A 21504-nucleotide genomic window follows, 5' to 3' on the forward strand; every position below is an offset into this window, starting at 1 on the left:
CTTTGGTATTATAATGAATTAGTATTTTGTTATTAAACGGATAACGTGATTTTCGGGAAGCAACTGAAACACCTGACCATCTATTCTATTGCGCTGAAAATGGCCATTCTCTAGCTCTATCGTATAGCTATAACCTTTAAAACTAGCCGCTATGGATGTCTTTTCGATGGTGTTGAATGGCAATTCTGGTTGTCTTTTTACAGGTATCTGTAGTGCAAGGTACCAAGAAAAATTATTCTTTGCGGGTTGGCAAGCCACATCGATGTGATCCGGATAAAGGGTGATCGTAAAAGCATTCTGAAACTGATCGCGACTTTTTATTTGAAGCACATCTTTGGCTGTTTCGGTCACTTCTGGTGTGTCCATTAAAAGCGCTGTTTCTTCCCCATTAGCATTTTCTGTCATCAATCGAAGACCTGCCAATTCGTCTTCAGTACTCCAAAAATAGCCATCCACCACGGGAAGTGTGAAGTAAAGAAATTGCCCTCCTTTACCAGGGGCACGTAAGTAAGCAGACTCCACACGCTCGTCGAATAGGTGAATATCTCTGAAGCGAAAGTTTTTTCCGTGCCAAGACAAATTGGTCCGGTAGAAACGGCTATTGTACCAAATAGATTTGTTTCCTTCATCGCGATAATCTTCCAATGCTGTCACCGCTGTTGCGGGGGTCAGTTCAAAGTTGTCCTTAAACCATTTTCCTGATTCAGCCAGTGTCTCCACACGAATCTTTCCTTCCCGGCGCAAGGAATCGAAGATGGGGATTTGCATCTCTAGTCCTTTTTTCATGCCATCCCATGTAAAAGAGTTTTCCTGACCGGCTTGTCCGTAGTTGAAAGCCAAACTGGGTTGCTCCACAATAGCATTCAAGAAATAGTCGGTCCATCGCTTATCCATCCCGCCATCTTCGTATACGGGTTCTAAAGTAATCACTCCCTGATAACCGGTACCGACACCCATATCATACTGATAAATGGGATCGCTACCCAACATTCTAAAAATCGGAACCGGAATTTGATTTTCTTTCGTTTGTGCCGGCATATACGCATTCCCTTTGCTTGGATAGTATGCTTGATTCCAATAGCCACCCCATAGCGTATACCCATCGGTACCCACTTGATCCTTGCAATTAGTGGAGACTACAATTTGATATTTCTCGTACATATAATTCAGAGAATGCGAATCAATAAACCAAGAGCCTACCGATTTTGGATAATAGCCAAAGATGCCTTTGAACTTTTCCATATAAACATCAGTCAGTTTTTCACGCTCCTCTGGGGTATACCCCGTAGTAAATGCAATATTGGCGGTCGAGACCCAGCGATGTTCGCCGCGCCATGGAATATCCGCCGCTTCACAATGTGGTTGTGTAATTTCCCACCAAGCTCCAATCTCAGATTGGTCATCCAGCCCGTTTAGCAATAGATCTTGGTATTTTGGGTTGATTAACGCATCGTACTGGAGCAAGAATGTACCGGGCAGTTTATGCTTTTTTAATAAAGCCACTTGTCTGGTCGTTGCATCCAGCAGTAAACTGTCTGCTCCTTCTACGCGGTAATCTGTTTGTCGAATGAAATTAACAATGTTGATAATACGTGGCGACTCCGCTTTCGCTACATTTTCCGAAGAGTTGGCACAGGACAAAAGGAATAGCACCGACAGAATGAATAAGGCCACTATAATTTTTATTTGCTTCAAATAATTCATAGGTCGCGATAAGAGGTAAATAATGTTAGAAAGACCAATTATCCGTTCGAAAAGGTGCCACAGGCAATCCTTGACTATTAAAAAGATTAGCTATCCCGGCCTCCGAAAAGCTGAATCGAACGGCTTGCGGATGCCGCACTACTGCAGCGGATACCATCAGCTTATTGCCACGAACTACCCCTTTTGCCGGATGAAAAACCTGATCCGCACCGGCTATGTACAACTCCGTAATCTGATCGCCTTTTACCTGAAGTTTGCCATTAAGATTCTCGAAGCTAATTTCTACCTGATTTCCCTTTACCGTATAACTTTTATAGGTGGGTGATTTGTAGTCTTTTTGTGCAGGTAGCTTATAATGTTCCTGTAGGGCTAGCGTAGCCAGTCGATCTGCTACAGCACGCTTTTGTATCGGATGTATGTCTTTCACATTATCCACTAAGTCGGAAATCACAACCATACCGGCGTTAGCGAGCGTTCTTGCTGTTTTCTCCTGTTGCTCACGGAGTAACGCGGCCAAAGGCGCCGAGTTATTGTAGGTAAATGGCGCGATCTGCACAAAATAGAATGGCAGCTGCTGACCCCACGCGGCACGCCAGGCACCTACCATTTGTTGCATCAGCCGATCGTAAGAAGACCAGGCGCCCACATTACTTTCCCCTTGATACCAGAATATCCCGGAAACCGGAAATCTCCGTAAAGGAAAGATCATACTATTCCAGAGGGAAGCTGTCCGATGCGGACGATAAGCTGCTGCAGTCTGATTTTCTGCTGCCTTTTGCAAAATTCCATCATTATCAACTACACTAGCCGGTGTCCATACCTCCGCTCCCGTACCACCCCAGCTGGCATTAATAATACCGATGGGTACGCCTATCTCCTTACGAAAAGTCTTGGCGATGAAGTACCCAATGGCAGAAAAAGGTTTTAGCGAATTAGCATCCAAAAGCTTCCACGTATTCGGTATGTCTTCCTGTGGATAGGAAGCAGCGTAACGACTCACTTGCAATAAACGTATTTGGGGATCGTTTGCCTGCGGTAGCTCTTCCAGTATTTCGGGTAAACTTTGCGCACCTCCCCATTCCATATTGGACTGGCCGGAACATAACCATACATCGCCCAGCAGTAGATCATTTAATTTTAGTACCTCCGACCCGGATGACACTTGCAGCGTGTAAGGCCCACCCGCAGCCTTGGTGGGTATCGGAATGTGCCAGTTGCCTCCTCCATCAATCACCGCATGTACAGTATCGGATAACCAAGAAGCATATACAGCGACTTTGGCACCAGCTTGTCCCCAACCCCACACTTGCACCTCCGATTCCCGTTGTAAGACCATGTGATCTGACAATACATGTGGGAGCCGCAATTGTGCCTGAGTTGTTAAGCCAAGCAAGCATAGCACGAAAAGCAGTTTAACGTTTTTCATCATAATTTTTATTTGTTAGTCATTAGTAGAAGAGCACTTCCCATAGGTTCATGCTACTTTCTTCTATCATTTTTGGCAGATCAATACAAATGTACTCGTTATTACATAATCAACGAAATTGACCTCTCCGCACCTTCCATTGGTCTATACGTGGCGAGAACACCACTTTATTAGTAGGGCGTTCTATATATCTTTCACAAGGTATTCAACTTCAAAATACAAACAAATAATAACTTAATAAACACCCATGCAAATTTTTCTTTCTCGATATCCTCCTCTCCTGCATGCAGCTTATCTCTCGCCACGTTTTCCGTCTCTATCTTAGCGAACGGGTTTGGCCGGATTTATGCTCATCTTGTTCTAAGATTGATTTACTTTAGATTTTATTTATGAAATTTTATTTGGGAATATTTAGTCTGGCATTGGCAATCACTTCCTGCCAGGGAAATGCTGATAAAACACAAAATGATGGGCATACTCAAGAGTCCGATACTACAATGGTTGCAAGCCATAGTTTGGATAACGGTCATTATTGCTACATCCGTACCGAAGGTGCAGAAAATCAGGATACGACAAAAGTTCACTTTGTGATCGATGAAAATGATATCACAGGTGAAATGGACTGGCTACCTCACGAGAAAGACCAACGTAAAGGCACTTTACTGGGAACGATCAATGGAGAAGATGTAAGGGTACAATGGACGTATATGCAAGAGGGCATGCAAGACACACTGCACCTACAATTCAGGTTGACCGGCGGGATGGAGCTATATCAAAAACCATTAAAGGTAAATACCAGTAGCCAACGCGAGCAGACCGACGAATCGGCTGCGTATTCTCTGAAATATGCTGCTGTCGACTGTAAGTAGAAGATTTCAGTTACTTTATTATTTTTGTGTATGTCAAATATCCTTTTTATAAATATCGGACCAGTAGAGATTGCGATACTCATTTCGATCCCCATTATATTTCTTTTGGTTGCTATCTATCTCATCTTAAAAAAAGAGACGGGGTTAACTAAGGTTTTGTGGATAATTGTCGTACTTTTCTTCCCATATCTTGGAGCAACCATTTATTTCATATCCCGTTACTTAGCGCGTGAAAAACGTAAGGAAATCCAGTAAGTTTCCTATTCGTTAATACATCAATTAAAACCAGCCCGAAACTCCAGTGGGCTTTGGTTGGTTTTGCTTTTGAATACCTTGTTGAATGATTGCGGATGCTCAAAACCTAGTTCATAGGCAATTTCGGACACAGATAAAGTAGTGGTACTCAGTCGCATTTTTGCGTAATCAATTACCCTCTTCTGAATGTGTTGTTGCGTGTTTTGCTGGGTATAAATTCGGAGTAAGCTTCCTAGGTAATTCGCCGATATATTCATTTTACTGGCAATCCCGCTCACCGTGGGCATACCGTTTTTATTTAAGTTTTCCTGGGTAAAATGTTGGAAAAGGATTTGTTCGAAACGCGTAACTAATTCTTGGTTCGATTTCTTTCGAGTTGTAAATTGACGCTGGTAAAAACGTTCTGCATAAATCAGCAATCTTTCTATTTGTTTAATGATAAGGTCCTGACTAAACCGATCGATTGGAGATTGGTATTCCTGAGCTATACTTTCCAGAATATTTACGATAACAACCTCCTCTCTATCCGATAGAAATAAAGCTTCATTAACAGCATATTGAAAAAAGTCGTACGAATTAATTTTGGCAGCCAACTCTGTATTCCACAAAAAATCGGGGTGTATAAGTAACAACCAGCCTGTCGGCTCCACGTTGACCTCGGGGTTGATCTCAATTTTTAGAAATTGATCGGGCGAGCAAAAACAGAGCAAGCCCGAGTCAAAATCATAGTGTTGCTGACCATAGTTGAACCGCGCGTTTACATTCCTTTTCAAGCCGATAGAATAAAACTTCTGAATCCACTTTAGCGCCGAATCGTTCACAGGATAATTTACCTTACTGTAATCGATCAAACTAATGAGCGGATGCTCCGGCTTTGGTAAACCACAGAAAGTATGAAACTCACTAAGGGAATGAAAGTGAAAAGTATCGTTCATCAGTTTAAAAGTAACACATAAATATTTCTTATCTTGTTTTGTTTGTTAGAATGCGGTCGACAAAGTCAAATCTTTCCATTTTTCCGCCTCTTCCTCCAAAAGCCTGATTTTTTGCTGAGCCATCCCATAGGCATCCTCCCCCATCAAAAAATGTACTGGAGGGTTTTCCAATTCACTTAGCTGAATCAGTAATTCCGCTCCTTTTTGCGGATCGTTAGGCTGATTTCCATTAATTTGCTGTAGGTGCTGTGCTTCACTTTCTCTAGCTAAAACATAGGCGTCCAATGGGTTTTTTGCAGTTTTAACGGAACCGGATGACAAAAATTCTGTGCGGAAGTAACCTGGATAAACCAGTGTAGTATGCACTCCAAAAGGCTTCATTTCTACCGCAAGGGCTTCCGTAAAACCAGCGACAGCAAATTTGGTAGAACAATAAATTCCAAAAGCAGGAAAGCTACCCACCAAACCACCTACTGAAGCAATGTTGAAAATGTGTCCGGAATTTTGCTGACGTAGGTAAGGCGTTGTACGGCGAATCACATTCAATGAACCAAATACATTGACTTCATAATTCCTTCGTGCTTCTTCATCGGAAAGCTCTTCCAACGTCCCTATCTGACTGTAGCCTGCATTATTTACCACGATATCGATACGACCAAATCGATCAATAGCGGTCTGCACTGCCTTTCCTACCGCTTCGTCAGAGGTAATATCCATCTCAAGCGGAAGGAAGTTATCATGCTGACCAATGGCATCCGTCAATGAATCCTCACTTCTTGAAGTAGCTACTACGCAGTATCCCTGTACTAAAAGTTCTTTTACAAGCGTTTTCCCTAAGCCTTTGGAAGCTCCTGTTACAAACCATACCTTTTTCGTTTTCATATTGAATTTATTTTTAGATTTTCTGATAATACAAAGTTTAGAAAACTCGCTTTCTATGAAGTATCTCAATCCACCAAGATTGTAGCCGAATCATGGATTCAATGTATTGATGGTTATCTCTGTATGAGTTTACCCTTTATTATTCCTAGGACTTTTCATGTCAAGAAAAAATTAAAATAAAAACTACTTAATACATGGATTTAATATATATTTGAACAATTACTTATTACACCTACTTGAGAACATTTTAGTTTGACATGTGCAATACAAAGTTTCATTGTTGGCGTATTTTTTTGAACAACAAACCAAACACATCCTCGTGACTCACAATAGAAATTAGACTTTATACGAACAACACGATACCAAAACACAGATTTAAGAATATTTACATCTAAAAAATGGATATTTAAATAGAATTTTAGATTATTTTAAATAATAAATCTGAATAATTCATTTTTTCACTAAAAATAACGATTGAAAAAATAAAAATGTTATTACATTAGCAAAAAAAACCTATTTAAATAGGTAAATAAAAAACAAATACCATAAATGAAAGATATTAATTTAAAAATTTAATATAAAAATTACAAAATATTAAAATTTTTAAACGAAATATATTATATAAATGATTTTACAACATAAATCATCTATAATTTCACATATATTCATGCGAATAATGAGAAATTACCCAAACCAAAGCATCGAATGAAAACATTTAATAATAACAACTAAACACACCAAATCAATTAATCATTTACTTAACTGAACAACACGCATGAAACAAAAACTACTCAGTTTTATTCTTCTGCTGACTTGTCTATCGGCAAGTTTGTACGCACAAGAGAGACAAATCCGAGGTACTGTTGCTGGTAGCAATGGAGCTTCTCTTGCAGGAGTTAGTGTTAGTGTATTGGGGAGCAATGTTGCTACTCAGACTGATGCTAATGGAAACTTTAACATTAAGGCAGATAACGGCCAAACCTTGATCTTTTCCTATATAGGATACACAGGAAGACGTGTAGAAATAGGCACTCAAAATGTTGTAAACGTCACCTTAAATCTTGGAACAGAATCTCTCGAAGAGATTATTGTGACCGGCGCTTACGGTATCCAATCTTCAGCCAGATCTACATCTTACAACGCTCAGGTATTAAATCAAGAACAACTTAATCCAATCCGACAAACCAATATCAATAATGCCTTAGCGGGTAAGGTAGCCGGATTGCAAGTGAGAAGCCAGTCTGCTGCAGCCTTGGGTCGTGAAACATCTATTCGCCTAAGAGGCGAAAGTGGTTTGGGATCTGGAACAGGAGTTATTTATGTCGTTGATGGCACGATACTACCTAATTCCAACGACATCAACTTGGACGACATAGAAAGTGTAACCGTACTACAAGGGCCTGCTGCTTCGGCATTATTTGGATCTCAGGGAGCTGGTGGTGCTATCGTAATGACGTTAATAAAAGGAAGATCTACACCTGGCGTAGGTATAAGTGTTAATATAGGAGCACAATTTGAGAAACCGTATATATTACCAGCCTACCAGAACTTATATGCCGGTGGCACCAATGATCAATGGCGCACGTACACTTGGCAACAAGGTCATCCGGAGGAATGGAGAGCGTTAGACGGCAAAATATATAAAGATTCTTATGACGACGTAAGTTGGGGTCCGCGTATGGATGGAACAGAATACATTCCTTGGTATGCCTGGTATCCTGGACACGATCGGTCTTTTCAGACAACAAATCTAAATGCACAACCCAACAATGTAAGGGATTTCTACGAGACCGGCGTTACTTTGAATAACGGTATTACTTTTCGCCAAAGTTCAGAAAAACTAGATTTCAAGGTTACTTATAACAACCAATATGTAAACGGATTGATCCCGGAGAGTTCTTTGAAACGAAACAACATCAATGTTTCTACGGCTTATAGAGTGACCGACAAATTTGAAGTTGGAACCAACGTTAATTATATTAACGGACAGCTAAATGGATTCATCAGTGATGGTTATGGTAATGCCGCGACAGGTGCCTTTAGCCAATGGATGCACCGGGATCTTGACTTCGGAATCATGGAAGAACTTCGTGGTTTAAATCTAAATGGTATCTATGCCAGTTGGAACAGACCAAATCCTACGCAGTACAATCCGAATAGTCCTGACAATTTTTACAAAGGTAATTATTACTTAAACCCTTATACATTCTTAGATTTTACCGAACGTATCACGAATAACGATCGGTTATTTGGAGACGTATACGCTAGTTACAAAATTATAGATGGTTTGTCTGTAAAGGCTACTTACCGCAAGCAACAAAATACGGTTTTCTCTGAAGGTCGTGACTATAGTGAGTTACAGGCCAGTCATACCCAGGCAGGTATTTTCGCGGGCTACAGCACCAATAATTCCTACGCAAATCGTCAGAATTTAGAATTTTTGGCTTCTTTCAACAGGAAATTTGAAGACTGGTCTGTCAATGCAAACGTAGGTACAGATTTCTTCTCCCTTACTACTAAAGGTAATGGTGGTAATACTGTACAAGGTCTGGTGGTTCCCAACGGCTTTTTCTTAAGCAATAGTCGGCAGACTCCTGCAATTACGAACCCGAGGTCATTGGAGAAATACAATGCTATATTTGGTACCGCTACTGTCGGATACAAAAATATGGTTTTTGTAAACGGTACATTGCGTAACGACTGGTTCTCTACATTACCAGCGGGCAATAACGATGTACTCTCTAAATCCTTTGGTGCATCCTTTGTATTCTCTGACTTACTTCCAGAAGAAACTAAAGACTGGTTAAGCTTTGGTAAGGTACGCTATTCGTGGGGAGAAATTCCACAAGCTTTAGGCACAAATGCAAGTCCATTTGGCGCTTATCGGTTTCCGGGCATGAACTACACCATCAACAACAATCAGTGGAATGGCAACATCTTGATGCCTACACCAGATCAGTTAGTGAATCCAAATATTCGTGGGGCAGTCGCCACACAACAAGAGCTTGGTATAGATTTGGAGTTCTTACGTAATCGTGTAGGTATATCTGCAACCTATTGGGATGGTACCGAGATCAACTTTCCTTTTGCGCTGAGCATCAATGGTGCAAGTGGATACACCTCTCTTTTAACTAACATTGGGGAGATCACCAAAAAAGGATTTGAACTACAACTGAGAGGAAGTCCAATTCGCACAGCAGAATTCAACTGGAATGTGAACCTGACTTACTCGAAACTGATCAATAATGACGTGGTTTCACTAAGTCCAGAAAACAATGTCACACGTACAGGAGCGGTAGCGAATGTCGCTTTTGCTGCGCTACCACAAATATATCACGAAGAAGGTAAACGATGGGGACAATTAATCGGTAGCGGTATTATGCGTAATGAGCAAGGTGTTCCAATTCTGGATGCTGCTGGCTACTACCAAAGACAGGATAATATTTCCTATGGTAGCGTCCTTCCAGACTTTACGGGTGGTATCCAAAACACCTTTACCTATAAAGGGTTTAATCTTGCCTTCAATATTGATTACCAATTTGGCGGTAAATTCTCTTCTCTTTCCAGCATGTTTGGCGCTTTCAGTGGAGTTACAGAACGCACAGCGGAGATCAACGATCGCGGATTCAATGTGAGAGATGCCGTGGCCGATGGCGGTGGTAAGAAAACTACGGGTGTTAATGCAAACGGCGAAGCCGTTGAATTCTACGTGCCGGTGCGCACTTATTACGAAAATGCATATGGCCGTCGTACCACAGATGAATTTATTTTTGACCTAGATTTCATCAAACTTCGTGAAATATCGTTCGGATATGAGCTTCCTGCAAAGAAGATGAATTTAGAAAGATATGGCATACAGAATGCAAACATCGCTGTGGTCGGCAGAAATCTTTGGTTAATTCACTCTAAAACAAATGGTGAGTTTGATCCCTCAGAAATCAGTGGTATCGCAGGCGAGACTTCCCAGCTTCCAGGAACAAGAGGTTGGGGATTCAATTTGCGTGTAGGGTTTTAATAAGTTGAAAATATAGAAATGAAACACATGAAAAACATACATAAAGTTATATTGTCAGCATTTTTACTTAGTAGTCTATCTTCTTGTGACTCACTAAGTGATTTTGGAGATACGAATGTAAATCCTGGAGCAGTAACAACTCCAGTATACAGTGCACTGCTTACCAATGTGCAAGCAGGCTTGGGAGGTAGTTATGCCTATGATTTGCGGAGTGGGCTATACGCTCAATATTTTTCCGAAACACAGTACACCGAGACTTCCCGGTACTCTGCCCCACAACTGGCTTTTACAGGCTATTATTCCGGTCATCTAAACGATCTACAGAACATCATCGATAATAGCGGAAATGCTAATCTATCGGCCATAGCGACCATTTTACAGCAATACATCTTTCTATTTGTTACGAATATGTGGGGCGATGTCCCTTATTCGGAAGCATTGAGAGGAACTGGTACACTATTACCTAAGTACGATAGACAAGAAGACATTTATCGAGGAATATTTCAAAAATTAGGAGAGGCGATTGTATCTTTCGACAACAGTCCGATAGCAGGTGATATTATCTACTCTGGCAACATCGATAGTTGGAGACGCACCGCAAATTCAATAAAACTGTTGGCCGCCATTCAATTATCTAAAAAGGTGCCTGCGGCAAACGGTTTTGCTGCTCAAGCTTTTCAAGAGGCGTTAGCAGCAACCGGAGGCATTATTACCACCAATGCACAAAACTTTAGACTAGTGTATCCAGGTGGCAACTATCAAAGCGCGTACTTTGCTACGTACTTGACACGATCAGATTATTCTGTTAGTGCTACCATGACAGATTTACTGAAGTCGCTGGATGATAACAGACAAAGTATATACGGAGGAGCGAGTAATGCTTCTGGAGCTGGAGCAACCACGTCCTCAAGTACGGGAGTGCCTTATGGTTTGGAACGACCTGCTACTTTAGCTTTTACAGAAGCAAATCCAACGTGGGCGAGAATTCTGCGAGGCGATAAGCGTATGGATACTTCACCTGTTTTCCTAATAACCGCAGCGCAGACTACGTTAGCAAGAGCAGAAGCGGCAGACTTAGGTTGGACTACAGAAAGTGTTGCCACGCTTTATCCTCAAGGCATTAGTTTATCATTTGAACAATGGGGCGCAACATATAACGCTGCTAGCTATTTGAGTAATGCAAATGTTGCTTTGACAGCGGTCGGAACAAACCAACGACAAATATCGATACAGCGCTTCATCGCGAGCTATCCTGATGGCGCACAAGCATGGAACATCTGGCGGAAGTCTGGGCACCCAACTTTGACACCTTCTCCGGCTCCATTAACGCCGTCGGGACTTATCCCTCGCCGATATGTTTACACGGATGCAGAGTTGCTATCCAATCCAGAAAGTGCCGCTGCAGCTATTGCCTTACTTCCAGGAGGAAACAATCAAGATTCCAGAGTGTGGTGGGATCAACCATAAGCTGAGTGATCATAGTTAAAGAAGTTCTCGCCAATTGGCGGGAACTTCTTTTTTTTAGACAATTCTAACCTTACGATCTGTTAAAATGATACGTTGTGCCCTCTACAGCTCCAAACTCATAGACATGGTATCCTTCCGAAAATGAGTAAACGACATCGTCCGATTGAAATAAAATTGGAGTAGCGCTGCGAATACGACAAGGTCTGGATGACTCTGCATGTATAGATCCACTTTTTATACCCCCTTCTTTCCACTCCAAGCTTACCGTATAATTCCCCACAGCCTTTAACCCACTAATACTTCCATGAGTCCAAGCACCAGGTAATGCGGGCAGAAGATGAATCTCATCATGCTGACTTTGCAAAAGCATTTCGGTAATCGCCGCCGTAGCCCCAAAATTTCCATCTATTTGAAATGGTGGATGCGCACAAAAAAGATTCGCATAAACCCCGCCATGTTCACCATCCATACTCAATTCGGTATGCGTCGTATGATTTAGCGCTGCTAATAACAATTGATAGGACTTTTCTCCATCGAATAATCTCGCCCAACAGGCAATCTTCCACGCCCTGCTCCAACCGGTTCCTTTATCTCCCCGACCTATTAACGACTTTTTAGCTGCAGCTGCATACTCCATGTTCTTCAAACGTGATATCTGTTTACCAGGATACAATCCTATTAAATGCGATAGATGCCGATGATCATTCTCTAGGCGTTCGGCCTGCACGCGCCATTCACGAATCTGTCCCCACTCTCCGATTGCAACCCCATCGTCTAACCGAGATAATTTTTCAGATAAACTATCTGTAAATCTATTTTTGATGTTTAATACATCGCAGGCATCCTTCGTATTGGTAAATAAACTCCAAATTAACTGCTGTGCATAAGCGACACCATCCTCCCATTCACCATGTTCTGGAGACCATTCATCCGGAGCAATTAACTTCCCGTCCGGACCTTCTATCAGTCTATCAAACCAAAACTCACACGATGCTATCATGACTGGCAAAGCCTGTTTTTCTAAATAATCAAGATCGTTTGTATACAGGTAGTGATCCCAGAGATGCATGCAATACCACGCATTTGCAGGACGATTTGCATTCCAGTCCGTATGTCCGAAAATATTACTTTGTGTATTTAATGTCCAACCCCGTGCGTCGATGTCTTTAGCCTGCTTTTGCCAATTGCCGCCAACCTTCAATGCTTCATTATAAATATAATCCAGAAATGGCTTATGACAGATCGATAGATTAGTCTGTTCGGCAGGCCAATAATTCATTTGAATATTGATGTTCGTATGAATATCAGATTCCCATGGCGGATTGTTGCTATTGTTCCACAATCCTTGCAAATTATTGGGTAAAGACATGCCACGAGACGAACTAATCATTAAATATCGCCCATATTGATAGTACAACATATGTAGGTAGGGATCATCGGGCGTCTTCAAAAGCTCGTAAGTGGATTTTGCATCGGAAGCTCCCTCTAAAGAGAAATTAACACGATCAAAAAGTGATTTGTAATCGTTCACATGCCTTTGTTTTAATGTCTTGTAAGCGATGTTCTGAGCATTCGAGATCCGTTGTTCCATTTTTTGTTCGAGCTCAGACAGCGAGGAAGAAGTGTAAGATAGCGAAGCACTATCATAGTTGGTACCGGCGGTTAAAATGATGGTTACAGCATTCGCTTCCCGAACTTCGATCCTATCATTAGCTGGCACTACACGCCCTCCATCGGAGATGACATTCACACGAGCAGCATAGCTTATTAAATCCTTATTCCCTGAAAAGCAGAGCTCATTTGCTGTTATAGAAGCCAAATGCCCATCCGAATCTTCCAGTGCTAAAGCGAAGGAAACAGCATTTTGCCTATTTTCGGCAGATATGCGGATGATGATAGCTTGGTCTGGATTACTAGCAAAATATTCTCTTTTGTAGCGAATACCATCGTTAATGTAACTCACTGTTCCTACCGCACTATCCAGCGAAAGCGATCGAACATAATTTTCAATATTGTTTGAGGTAGAATCGAAATTGAACAATAACCGACCAAAATGTTGATAGGCTCCTCTGACTTCCTGATCACCACTCCAAAACGACTTTTCATTAAACTGTATTTCTTCCTGGTGAATACCTCCGAAAAACATTGCGCCCAATTCGCCATTACCAATTGGTAATGCCTCGGTCATCCAGTTGAATGCAGGTTTGTTGTAAGTAAGATCAAGAGAGCTTTGAGCTTTAACACTAAAGGCAATAAAAAAGGTGATTAGCAGGTAGCTATATTTCATAAGTAAAGATTTTATAACCAATATAGTGAATTTTGCATTAAAGAATTTCCACTAAAGGAAGATGGTTTTTGCAATCCTTCAACCGATTATAATAAATAAGTTATATTGTTAGAGACAAAGGCTATTACTTTATCAAAAAGAGATTCTGCAAGCTTCCCACGGCTGCTAAACGGGCATACATTTCGGCTATTGCCAGCTGGTCTAACAGCCATTTCTTATCATTATTGCTAGTTTTTCCCGTCCATTCTTTGCTAAATAGGCCGTCACTATCTCGCATAGCAGTCCAAGCGTGATCCATGTTAGCACTGAACGCATTTATATATTGCCTATTTTGATCTTGGTGGAATAGCTCCACATAACCACGCAACATGACCGCGATAAACCAGTTATCACTTCTCTTGAGCGGCGGATAGCCTGCAGGAGTTTCTTCTGAAAAGAAAAATTCCATACCAGACTTAGCAGAAGCTTGTGCATCCTGTAAGTATTCTTTCTTTTTGGTGATTTTATACAATAATGCACCCGCTTGAATCATTTGCCCGGTGTTATAAGGGTATTTTGCTTTTTGCACCTTTCCCGCAAGATTGATATTATCCCAGTAAAGCTGATCCTGAGGATCCTGTAAGTTATCTTTCGTCCAACCATAAAGACGGATCGCTTGTTCTAGGTAGGATTTAGATTGAGTTGCTTCATATAACTTTAGCAGGTATACAACGGCTGGAGCATTAGAACAGGTATTTTTGGATTCTTTTTTTTGCTCACACCAATAAATGCCTCCACCCAATTGATCGTCCATCCCGCTTTCTACGAAACGCCAGATTTCTTGTGCCTTGTCTAGATACACTTGCTGCTTGGTATGTAGGTATAAATCTGTAAAATCGATGCCCAGCCAAACATTATCATCATAGAAACGATCCGACGGTGCAGCGCTATTGATATAAGAAGCATATCCCGATGGGTTGCGTGTATCGTAATAATTTTCCAAACCTGGCAGCACTACGTCATCTATACGCTTTTTCACTGCCTCATCATTAGAATGCTCTAGTAAGGCTACATAAGCCGATAAGCTTCCCGAAAAAGGCCATAAATAAGAATACGGATTTGTCTTGTTTTCATTATCGCCTCCACCCAGATAACTAGCACTATAAGTGTCATCAAAAGGATAAGTCTCTCTTAACAATTGCTTGCCATCAGGCACGGCGTACAACTCTTCTATCTTGGTCAAAGTCTCACTTGCTTTCGCATAGTACGAATTTTCTGTTGGCATTTGCGCTTGTGCAAATAAGTTTGTGGCTAAAAACAAGCCTATACCCATCCAAACTATGTCTCTACAATTTTTATTCATCTTTTTAGTTATTTTATAAAAATATAAAGCTGGCTCTTCGAATAACCTCGCTTTTAAACAATTCACAAAGTAGTGTAAATATAACTTTAATAAATTGACATCATCCGCTAATTCTAATCCGCTAAATGGGTTAACCATTAGAAAAATGAGATGCTAAAATGGAGAATACAAAAATTTCTACAATCAGGTATAAATACGATTTATACCTCAATTATAGATATGCAATAATTAAAAAAATCAATAAAATAATAGCAAAAAAATGCTATATTTATCATAATTATAAGGTTTTAGTAGTTCTTTATAATAGTTATTGATCCTCAATGTTCAAACGCGCATTGAGGATTTTTTTATTGCAATCAAGATAAATAAGGGAAATTTAATATATTAGCAACCTACAATTACAGCTAAAATTTATTTAGCATTTTTAAAGGTAACCCATAGGGTTTAAATGACGGCCCTCTTAGATAAAACCCATTTCTAAGAGGGTTTTTTAGTTACTTATTCGCTTAATTGTAGAGGGTGCTAATATATCGATATTCTTGATTGTGTATAATTCTAAAGACAATATTAAGCGAATGGTTTTCCCGCTGATTGACTTTTAAATTTCAAGTATTCCTAGTGGTATACTCTGGGGATGATTTATTGACTAAAGCAGATTTTCATAAAACATTAAGCTCTATATGTTTGATATTAATTAAATATGTTTTTGCTTCTGAAGAGAACGAGATTGGTTCAGCCCCACAAACCCCCAATACAACCTTGAACCTTCTACGAATTGGTTCAGCCCCACAAACCCCCAATACAACCTTGAACCTTCTACGAATTGGTTCAGCCCCACAAACCCCCAATACAACCTTGAACCTTCTACGAATTGGTTCAGCCCCACAAACCCCCAACACAACCTTGAACCTTCTACGAATTGGTTCAGCCCCGCACCCCCCAACACAACCTTGAACCTTCTACGGATTGGTTCAGCCCCGCACCCCCCAACACAACCTTGAACCTTCTACGGATCGAACCCTGCGGGTTCGAATCCCGCCAAACGCAAAAAATCCCTCATCTTTCGATGAAGGATTTTTGCGGAGAGGGCGGGATTCGAACCCGCGGTACCGTTTCCAGTACGACAGTTTAGCAAACTGTTCCTTTCGGCCACTCAGGCACCTCTCCGTTATTGACAGTGCAAACATAACGCAAAATTTTCATTCTGCAAAGCAATTTTTTACTTGCAAATGCAATGGTTTGACAGTCAAAAAGTTCTTTTAATCTTCGGCAGATTTCTTTTTAAGTACATCGTAATCTATCCGGATATGATAGATACTTTTCAGCATGGATTTAAAAATCGCAGCTACCTGTGAAATCTCTTTCATCGTGATGTCTGCATTCATAAATTGCTTTTGTAGCAATTTATGATCCACAATCTTGTCCACCAATTTGTTAATGGACTGTTCCGTATATTCCTTCATTGCCCGAGATGCTGCCTCTACAGAATCGGCAATCATCAACACGGCAGATTCCTTGGAGAAAGGAATAGGCCCAGGATATCGAAAAAGTTCTTCATCGACCAACTTATCCGGGTTATTCTTGACGGAAAGGTTGTAGAAGTAATCCACTTTTGTCGTACCATGATGCGTACGTATAAAATCCACGACTACTTCGGGCAGTTGATTTTTCCGAGCAATCTCCACCCCTTTAAGCACGTGAGAAATGATGATTTGCGCGCTTTGCTCTGGCGTCAATTCCTCATGCGGATTGTTACCTGTTTTCTGATTTTCGATAAAATAAAGCGGATTCGACATTTTTCCGATATCATGATACAATGCTCCGGCACGGATCAGTAAAGGGTTTCCCCCTATCCGATACACAGCCGCTTCTGCCAGATTGGCCACTTGCAAGGAGTGCTGAAAAGTACCCGGCGCTCTGATAGACAACTCCCGCAAAAGCTTCGAATTACTGTTGGTAAGTTCCATCAAGGTTAGATCCGATACAATTCCAAACAGCTTTTCAAATGCGTAGATCAATGGATAAGCTAACAGGGTGAGTCCGACACTAATCACAAACGGTAAAATATCATTCCAATAAATACTATCGAATGTGCCATTTCTAGTCAGCACCAGACCGGTATATGATATGATATAAGACGCCAGGATCAGTAAACTGGACAACAAAAATTGCTCTCGCTTCACCATGGTACGAATACTATAGATCGCCACGATACCCGTTACCAACTGCAGAAACACGAAGTCAAAACTGTTTGGCACAAAGAGTGCCGCCATAAGCACCATCAATAGATGAATATTGAGTGCTACGCGCGTATCAAATAAGATCCTGAAGATAATCGGCACGATACAATATGGGATATAATATAAGCTGGGGATCTTAATTTTTATCGCCCAACTCAAGACACCCAACATACTGATGATCACTAAAAAGATAATCATCAGCAAGCGATTATTATTGTAAATATCCCTTCTAAAAAAGAACAAAAACATCATCACCAAGATCATGATCAACGAAACCATCAGGAAATTGCCAAAGAGCACCAACCCTTGCTTACCCCCCATCTGCGATTCATTCTCATAGACACGACGTAGGGATTCCAGCTTCTGAATGATTTCATTATTAATCACCTTACCTTGCTCGACAATGAGCTCATCCCGCTGTACAATACCGCGGGTAGTAGAAATATTTGATAAGGCTGCCTGCTCCGCTTTCTCGGTCTGCCCTTCATTAAATACAAGATTTACAGCAACGTAATTTTTCAGCAAGTCAGCTAACCATTTCTTTTGCTGCACGAAACGATTTCGATCAACAGTCCGTTCTATGTAGGTATACGCCCCTTCTATCGTGAAGCTGTTCGCTGTATTACGCTGTTGCGCCACATTCTCCTCCACGAGTATAAAGTTATATTCTGCCTCCGACCCCGACGCCGAAGTATTGCCTTTCAATTGATAACGACTATTCAACGAAATCACACCCCGCTTGTATACATAGTCTAAAATAGCCGTTCCTACACCGCGATAGCGTTCTATATCTTGTGAAGGCAATGTATCTAATTGTGCCGTTTGCCATTTCTCGCCTAAGTCGATATTGAATTGATCGAGTTGCTCTTTGCTAACAACCTCGCTCACGTTATAAATAGGATGAACCGTCTTAAGAATCTGCTGCCTGTCACGATCCATCTCTTCCTGGGTTTTCAGAATCGCAAAATCATAAGGAGAAACGAGGTTTTCGTGATTCCAAGGCTTACCTTTTTGGTAATCGTAACGAAACCTCGGCTGCTTAGGCATAAATAAGCACACCAATAGAATGGTAACTACCACCATGATGTATTTCAATATCGGCGAATTATACTGAAGCTTCTCTTTGTTATAGTTGATTTTTAATTTTGCCACGTGATGATTCGTTCTAGTGCATAGTTGCCTACGGTATCAGTGATTTTTCCGCAGGGCCTTCTTACAAAAGTAGGAAAAGAATCGTGGTCTTTCATTTTATTGTCGTAGATTAGCCAAGTACTTTAGGGGTGTCTACGTAGTTTGTAGGCTGAGATTTTACCCTTTGAACCTGATCTGGATCATACCAGCGTAGGGAAAAGTGAATCGTCATCTTCGGTGCCTCCGCACTACAGCTGTCATTCCTAAAGTGTATGTATTTACATAAATCCACAAAGGAATGACACTACACATCAATCAACAAGCTCGTTTTTTTGAAGAATCTCCGCAGCATTTGGCCGCACTGGTTGCGCTTGAAATGCAAGGAAAGACTAGAGGAATTGCGGTGGCTATCAATCAGCAGGTAATTCCCAAAGATCGCTGGGCTCACACACCATTGCAAGAGCAAGATCAAATCCTAATTATCTCCGCTACTCAGGGAGGTTAAACCCATTTATGATATCCAAAAAAGCCAACAAAATGACAACGAACACGATTTCCAATTCTCCTTTTCCAAAGTCCAACAAAGTATACATCAAGGGCAATTTATTCCCCATCGAGGTGGCTATGAGAGAAATCACACTTAGCCCGACCAAGATGAGCAATGGCCGCATCGAGTATAATCCACCAGTTACTATCTATGACACCTCTGGACCCTACACAGACGAAAATGCGACCATCGATATTAGAAAAGGTTTACCGCGACTACGTGCTCCTTGGATTATGGATCGCCAAGATGTCGACATGCTAGACGAGATCAGTTCAGATTATGGCAAAACCCGATTGGCCGACAGAAAATTGGATGAGCTCCGGTTTGAATATAGTCACCGACCACTCGCTGCAAAGCCCGGACACAATGTGTCGCAACTCTATTATGCGAAGCAAGGGATCATCACTCCAGAAATGGAGTATGTTGCGATTCGTGAGAATCAACGCATAGAGCAGCTGCAGGAGGTAACCAATCGCATGGATCATCAACATGTTGGAAATAGCTTCGGAGCCAATACACCACAAAAACACATTACACCAGAATTTGTACGCCATGAAATTGCTTGCGGGCGGGCTATCATTCCTAACAATATCAACCATCCGGAAAGTGAACCGATGATCATTGGAAGAAATTTTTTGGTCAAGATAAATGCCAATATTGGCAATAGCGCTGTGACATCTAGTATCGAAGAAGAGGTCGAAAAAGCAGTTTGGGCCTGCCGTTGGGGTGCCGATACGATCATGGATCTTTCCACGGGCAAGAACATACACGAAACTCGCGAATGGATTATCCGTAATTCACCGGTACCTATTGGTACGGTGCCTATCTATCAGGCTTTGGAAAAAGTAAATGGCGTGGCAGAAGACCTCACTTGGGAAATCTTCCGAGATACCTTGATCGAGCAGGCCGAGCAGGGCGTTTCGTATTTTACCATCCATGCAGGTGTACTACTGCGTTATATACACCTCACGGCACAACGCGTGACCGGAATCGTATCCAGAGGCGGTTCTATCATGGCCAAATGGTGCTTATTTCACCATCAGGAAAACTTCCTATATACCCACTTTGAAGATATCTGTGAAATTATGAAACGCTACGACGTCGCTTTTTCACTCGGTGATGGCTTGCGCCCTGGCGCTATTGCAGATGCTAATGATGCTGCCCAATTCGCTGAATTGGAAACCTTAGGCGAGCTCACGAAAGTGGCCTGGAAGCATGATGTACAGGTTATGGTTGAAGGGCCAGGGCACGTGCCCATGCACCTGATCAAAGAAAACATGGAGAAGCAGCTGGCGGAGTGCGACGAGGCACCATTTTACACGCTTGGCCCATTGACCACCGATATAGCACCGGGTTACGATCATATTACTTCCGCCATCGGTGCGGCGATGATCGGTTGGTATGGTTGTGCGATGCTGTGTTATGTAACGCCAAAAGAACACTTAGGCTTGCCAAATAAAAAAGACGTCAAAGACGGCGTAATCACATATAAACTGGCAGCCCATGCTGCGGATTTGGCCAAAGGGCATCCCGGTGCGCAATACCGAGACAATGCGTTGAGTAAGGCACGTTTTGAATTCCGTTGGGAAGATCAATTCAACTTATCGCTCGATCCGGATACCGCCCGCGAGTTTCATGATGAAACATTACCGGCAGATGGTGCTAAAGTAGCCCACTTCTGTTCGATGTGCGGACCAAAATTCTGTTCGATGAAGATCACACAGGAGATTAGAGATACCGCAGAACAAGGCATGTTCGACAAATCGCAGGAATTTATTGATCAGGGAAAACAGCTGTACTTATGATCCTAGTGATTACACCGGAATATGCCGCAGACCAGGAGTTAGACACTGTCGTCCGTTTATTGGACGAAGGACTTGATGGGCTGCATATCCGTAAGTATCAATGGACAGCAAAAGAAACCGCAACATATGTACGAAGCATACCCGAGGTGTATCATCCGAAATTGGTATTGCATGCGCAGCATGAACTTATACAAGAGTTTGATATTAGACAGATTCACTATTCTGAAAGGGATCGATTACAATTACAGAAAATACCACAGCAAGAAGGCGTACAATTTTCCAGTTCAGTGCATGATATACACACGTTCAACGAGCTAGAAGAAACCTGGCGCTATGCCTTCTTAAGCCCGTTCTTCCCGAGCATATCCAAACCAGATTATGGTTTAGCATCGACGATATCGAGCCAACTCGCAGAAAGGAATAATAATGCCGTTAAACTCATCGCTTTAGGAGGTATTGATGTGACAAACATTGAGTATACGCTATCCACCAAAGTAGATGGCGTAGCCTTACTCGGCGCTATTTGGGAAAGTAACGATCCGATGAAGGCATTTCGGGATTGTCGCGATGCCGTGGCAAATACAAACATAGTAAGATAA

14 protein-coding genes, 1 tRNA gene and 1 riboswitch are annotated in these 21504 nt (G+C 41.7%); of the genes, 7 read left to right on the plus strand and 8 right to left on the minus strand.

What is annotated here, in order from left to right; genetic code table 11:
- Positions 1-18: 18 nt before the first annotated feature.
- Together M8998_RS05785 and M8998_RS05790 are read right to left on the minus strand one after the other, a co-directional pair.
- Entirely contained in the window at positions 19-1704 is a 1686-nt protein-coding gene (locus M8998_RS05785; RefSeq protein ID WP_249991256.1) for a hypothetical protein, read from the minus strand.
- Between the two features lie 25 nt (positions 1705-1729).
- Positions 1730-3133: a sialate O-acetylesterase gene (locus M8998_RS05790; RefSeq protein WP_249991258.1), complete on the minus strand. Its 1404-nt coding sequence runs from the start codon at positions 3131-3133 to the stop codon at positions 1730-1732.
- 386 nt (positions 3134-3519) lie between these two features.
- Here M8998_RS05790 and M8998_RS05795 point away from each other — a divergent pair, with 386 nt between their 5' ends.
- Together M8998_RS05795 and M8998_RS16350 are read left to right on the plus strand one after the other, a co-directional pair.
- The gene (locus M8998_RS05795) at positions 3520-3999 is read left to right on the plus strand and encodes a hypothetical protein (protein WP_249991260.1); all 480 of its coding nucleotides are present in this window, start codon (positions 3520-3522) and stop codon (positions 3997-3999) included.
- A 30-nt stretch (positions 4000-4029) separates the two neighbouring features.
- Complete coding sequence (locus M8998_RS16350; RefSeq protein WP_502957354.1) at positions 4030-4254, plus strand: PLD nuclease N-terminal domain-containing protein; 225 nt, start codon at positions 4030-4032, stop codon at positions 4252-4254.
- A gap of 20 nt (positions 4255-4274) precedes the next feature.
- Here M8998_RS16350 and M8998_RS05800 read toward each other — a convergent pair whose 3' ends face one another.
- Positions 4275-5189 (minus strand): helix-turn-helix domain-containing protein, encoded by a 915-nt coding sequence (locus M8998_RS05800; protein ID WP_249991261.1) that lies wholly within the window; start codon positions 5187-5189, stop codon positions 4275-4277.
- A gap of 45 nt (positions 5190-5234) precedes the next feature.
- On the minus strand, positions 5235-6071 hold the full coding sequence (locus M8998_RS05805) for an SDR family NAD(P)-dependent oxidoreductase (RefSeq protein WP_249991263.1): 837 nt from the start codon (positions 6069-6071) through the stop codon (positions 5235-5237).
- A 775-nt stretch (positions 6072-6846) separates the two neighbouring features.
- On the opposite strand from M8998_RS05805, the gene M8998_RS05810 reads away from it, so the two are divergent.
- Together M8998_RS05810 and M8998_RS05815 are read left to right on the plus strand one after the other, a co-directional pair.
- Complete coding sequence (locus M8998_RS05810; protein ID WP_249991265.1) at positions 6847-10086, plus strand: SusC/RagA family TonB-linked outer membrane protein; 3240 nt, start codon at positions 6847-6849, stop codon at positions 10084-10086.
- 27 nt (positions 10087-10113) lie between these two features.
- Entirely contained in the window at positions 10114-11553 is a 1440-nt protein-coding gene (locus M8998_RS05815; RefSeq protein WP_249991267.1) for a SusD/RagB family nutrient-binding outer membrane lipoprotein, read from the plus strand.
- Positions 11554-11623: 70 nt separating this feature from the next.
- Here the strand turns inward: M8998_RS05815 and M8998_RS05820 are convergent, their stop codons facing one another.
- The 4 genes from M8998_RS05820 to M8998_RS05835 form a co-directional block, all read right to left on the minus strand.
- Positions 11624-13840: a glycoside hydrolase family 95 protein gene (locus M8998_RS05820; RefSeq protein ID WP_249991269.1), complete on the minus strand. Its 2217-nt coding sequence runs from the start codon at positions 13838-13840 to the stop codon at positions 11624-11626.
- Positions 13841-13964: 124 nt separating this feature from the next.
- Positions 13965-15182, minus strand: a complete 1218-nt coding sequence (locus tag M8998_RS05825) for a glycoside hydrolase family 76 protein (protein ID WP_249991279.1) — start codon at positions 15180-15182, stop codon at positions 13965-13967.
- Between the two features lie 1080 nt (positions 15183-16262).
- A tRNA-Ser gene (locus tag M8998_RS05830) sits at positions 16263-16349 on the minus strand.
- Between the two features lie 92 nt (positions 16350-16441).
- Positions 16442-18574 carry an HD family phosphohydrolase gene (locus M8998_RS05835; protein ID WP_249991281.1) on the minus strand — a complete coding sequence of 711 codons (2133 nt, stop codon included), beginning with the start codon at positions 18572-18574 and terminating at the stop codon, positions 16442-16444.
- A gap of 114 nt (positions 18575-18688) precedes the next feature.
- Positions 18689-18787, plus strand: a riboswitch (TPP riboswitch).
- A gap of 64 nt (positions 18788-18851) precedes the next feature.
- Here M8998_RS05835 and thiS point away from each other — a divergent pair.
- The 3 genes from thiS to M8998_RS05850 are packed head-to-tail and all read left to right on the plus strand — an operon-like array spanning position 18852 to position 21504.
- Complete coding sequence (thiS, locus tag M8998_RS05840; protein ID WP_249991283.1) at positions 18852-19058, plus strand: sulfur carrier protein ThiS; 207 nt, start codon at positions 18852-18854, stop codon at positions 19056-19058.
- Positions 19059-19090: 32 nt separating this feature from the next.
- Entirely contained in the window at positions 19091-20905 is a 1815-nt protein-coding gene (gene thiC, locus M8998_RS05845) for a phosphomethylpyrimidine synthase ThiC (RefSeq protein ID WP_249991285.1), read from the plus strand.
- A complete protein-coding gene (locus tag M8998_RS05850) occupies positions 20902-21504 on the plus strand; it encodes a thiamine phosphate synthase (RefSeq protein ID WP_249991287.1) in 603 nt (200 codons plus the stop codon). The genes thiC and M8998_RS05850 overlap by 4 nt, the downstream gene beginning before the upstream one ends.

The sequence above is a fragment of the Sphingobacterium sp. lm-10 genome (genome assembly GCF_023554555.1).
In the GTDB taxonomy this organism is placed as follows: domain Bacteria; phylum Bacteroidota; class Bacteroidia; order Sphingobacteriales; family Sphingobacteriaceae; genus Sphingobacterium.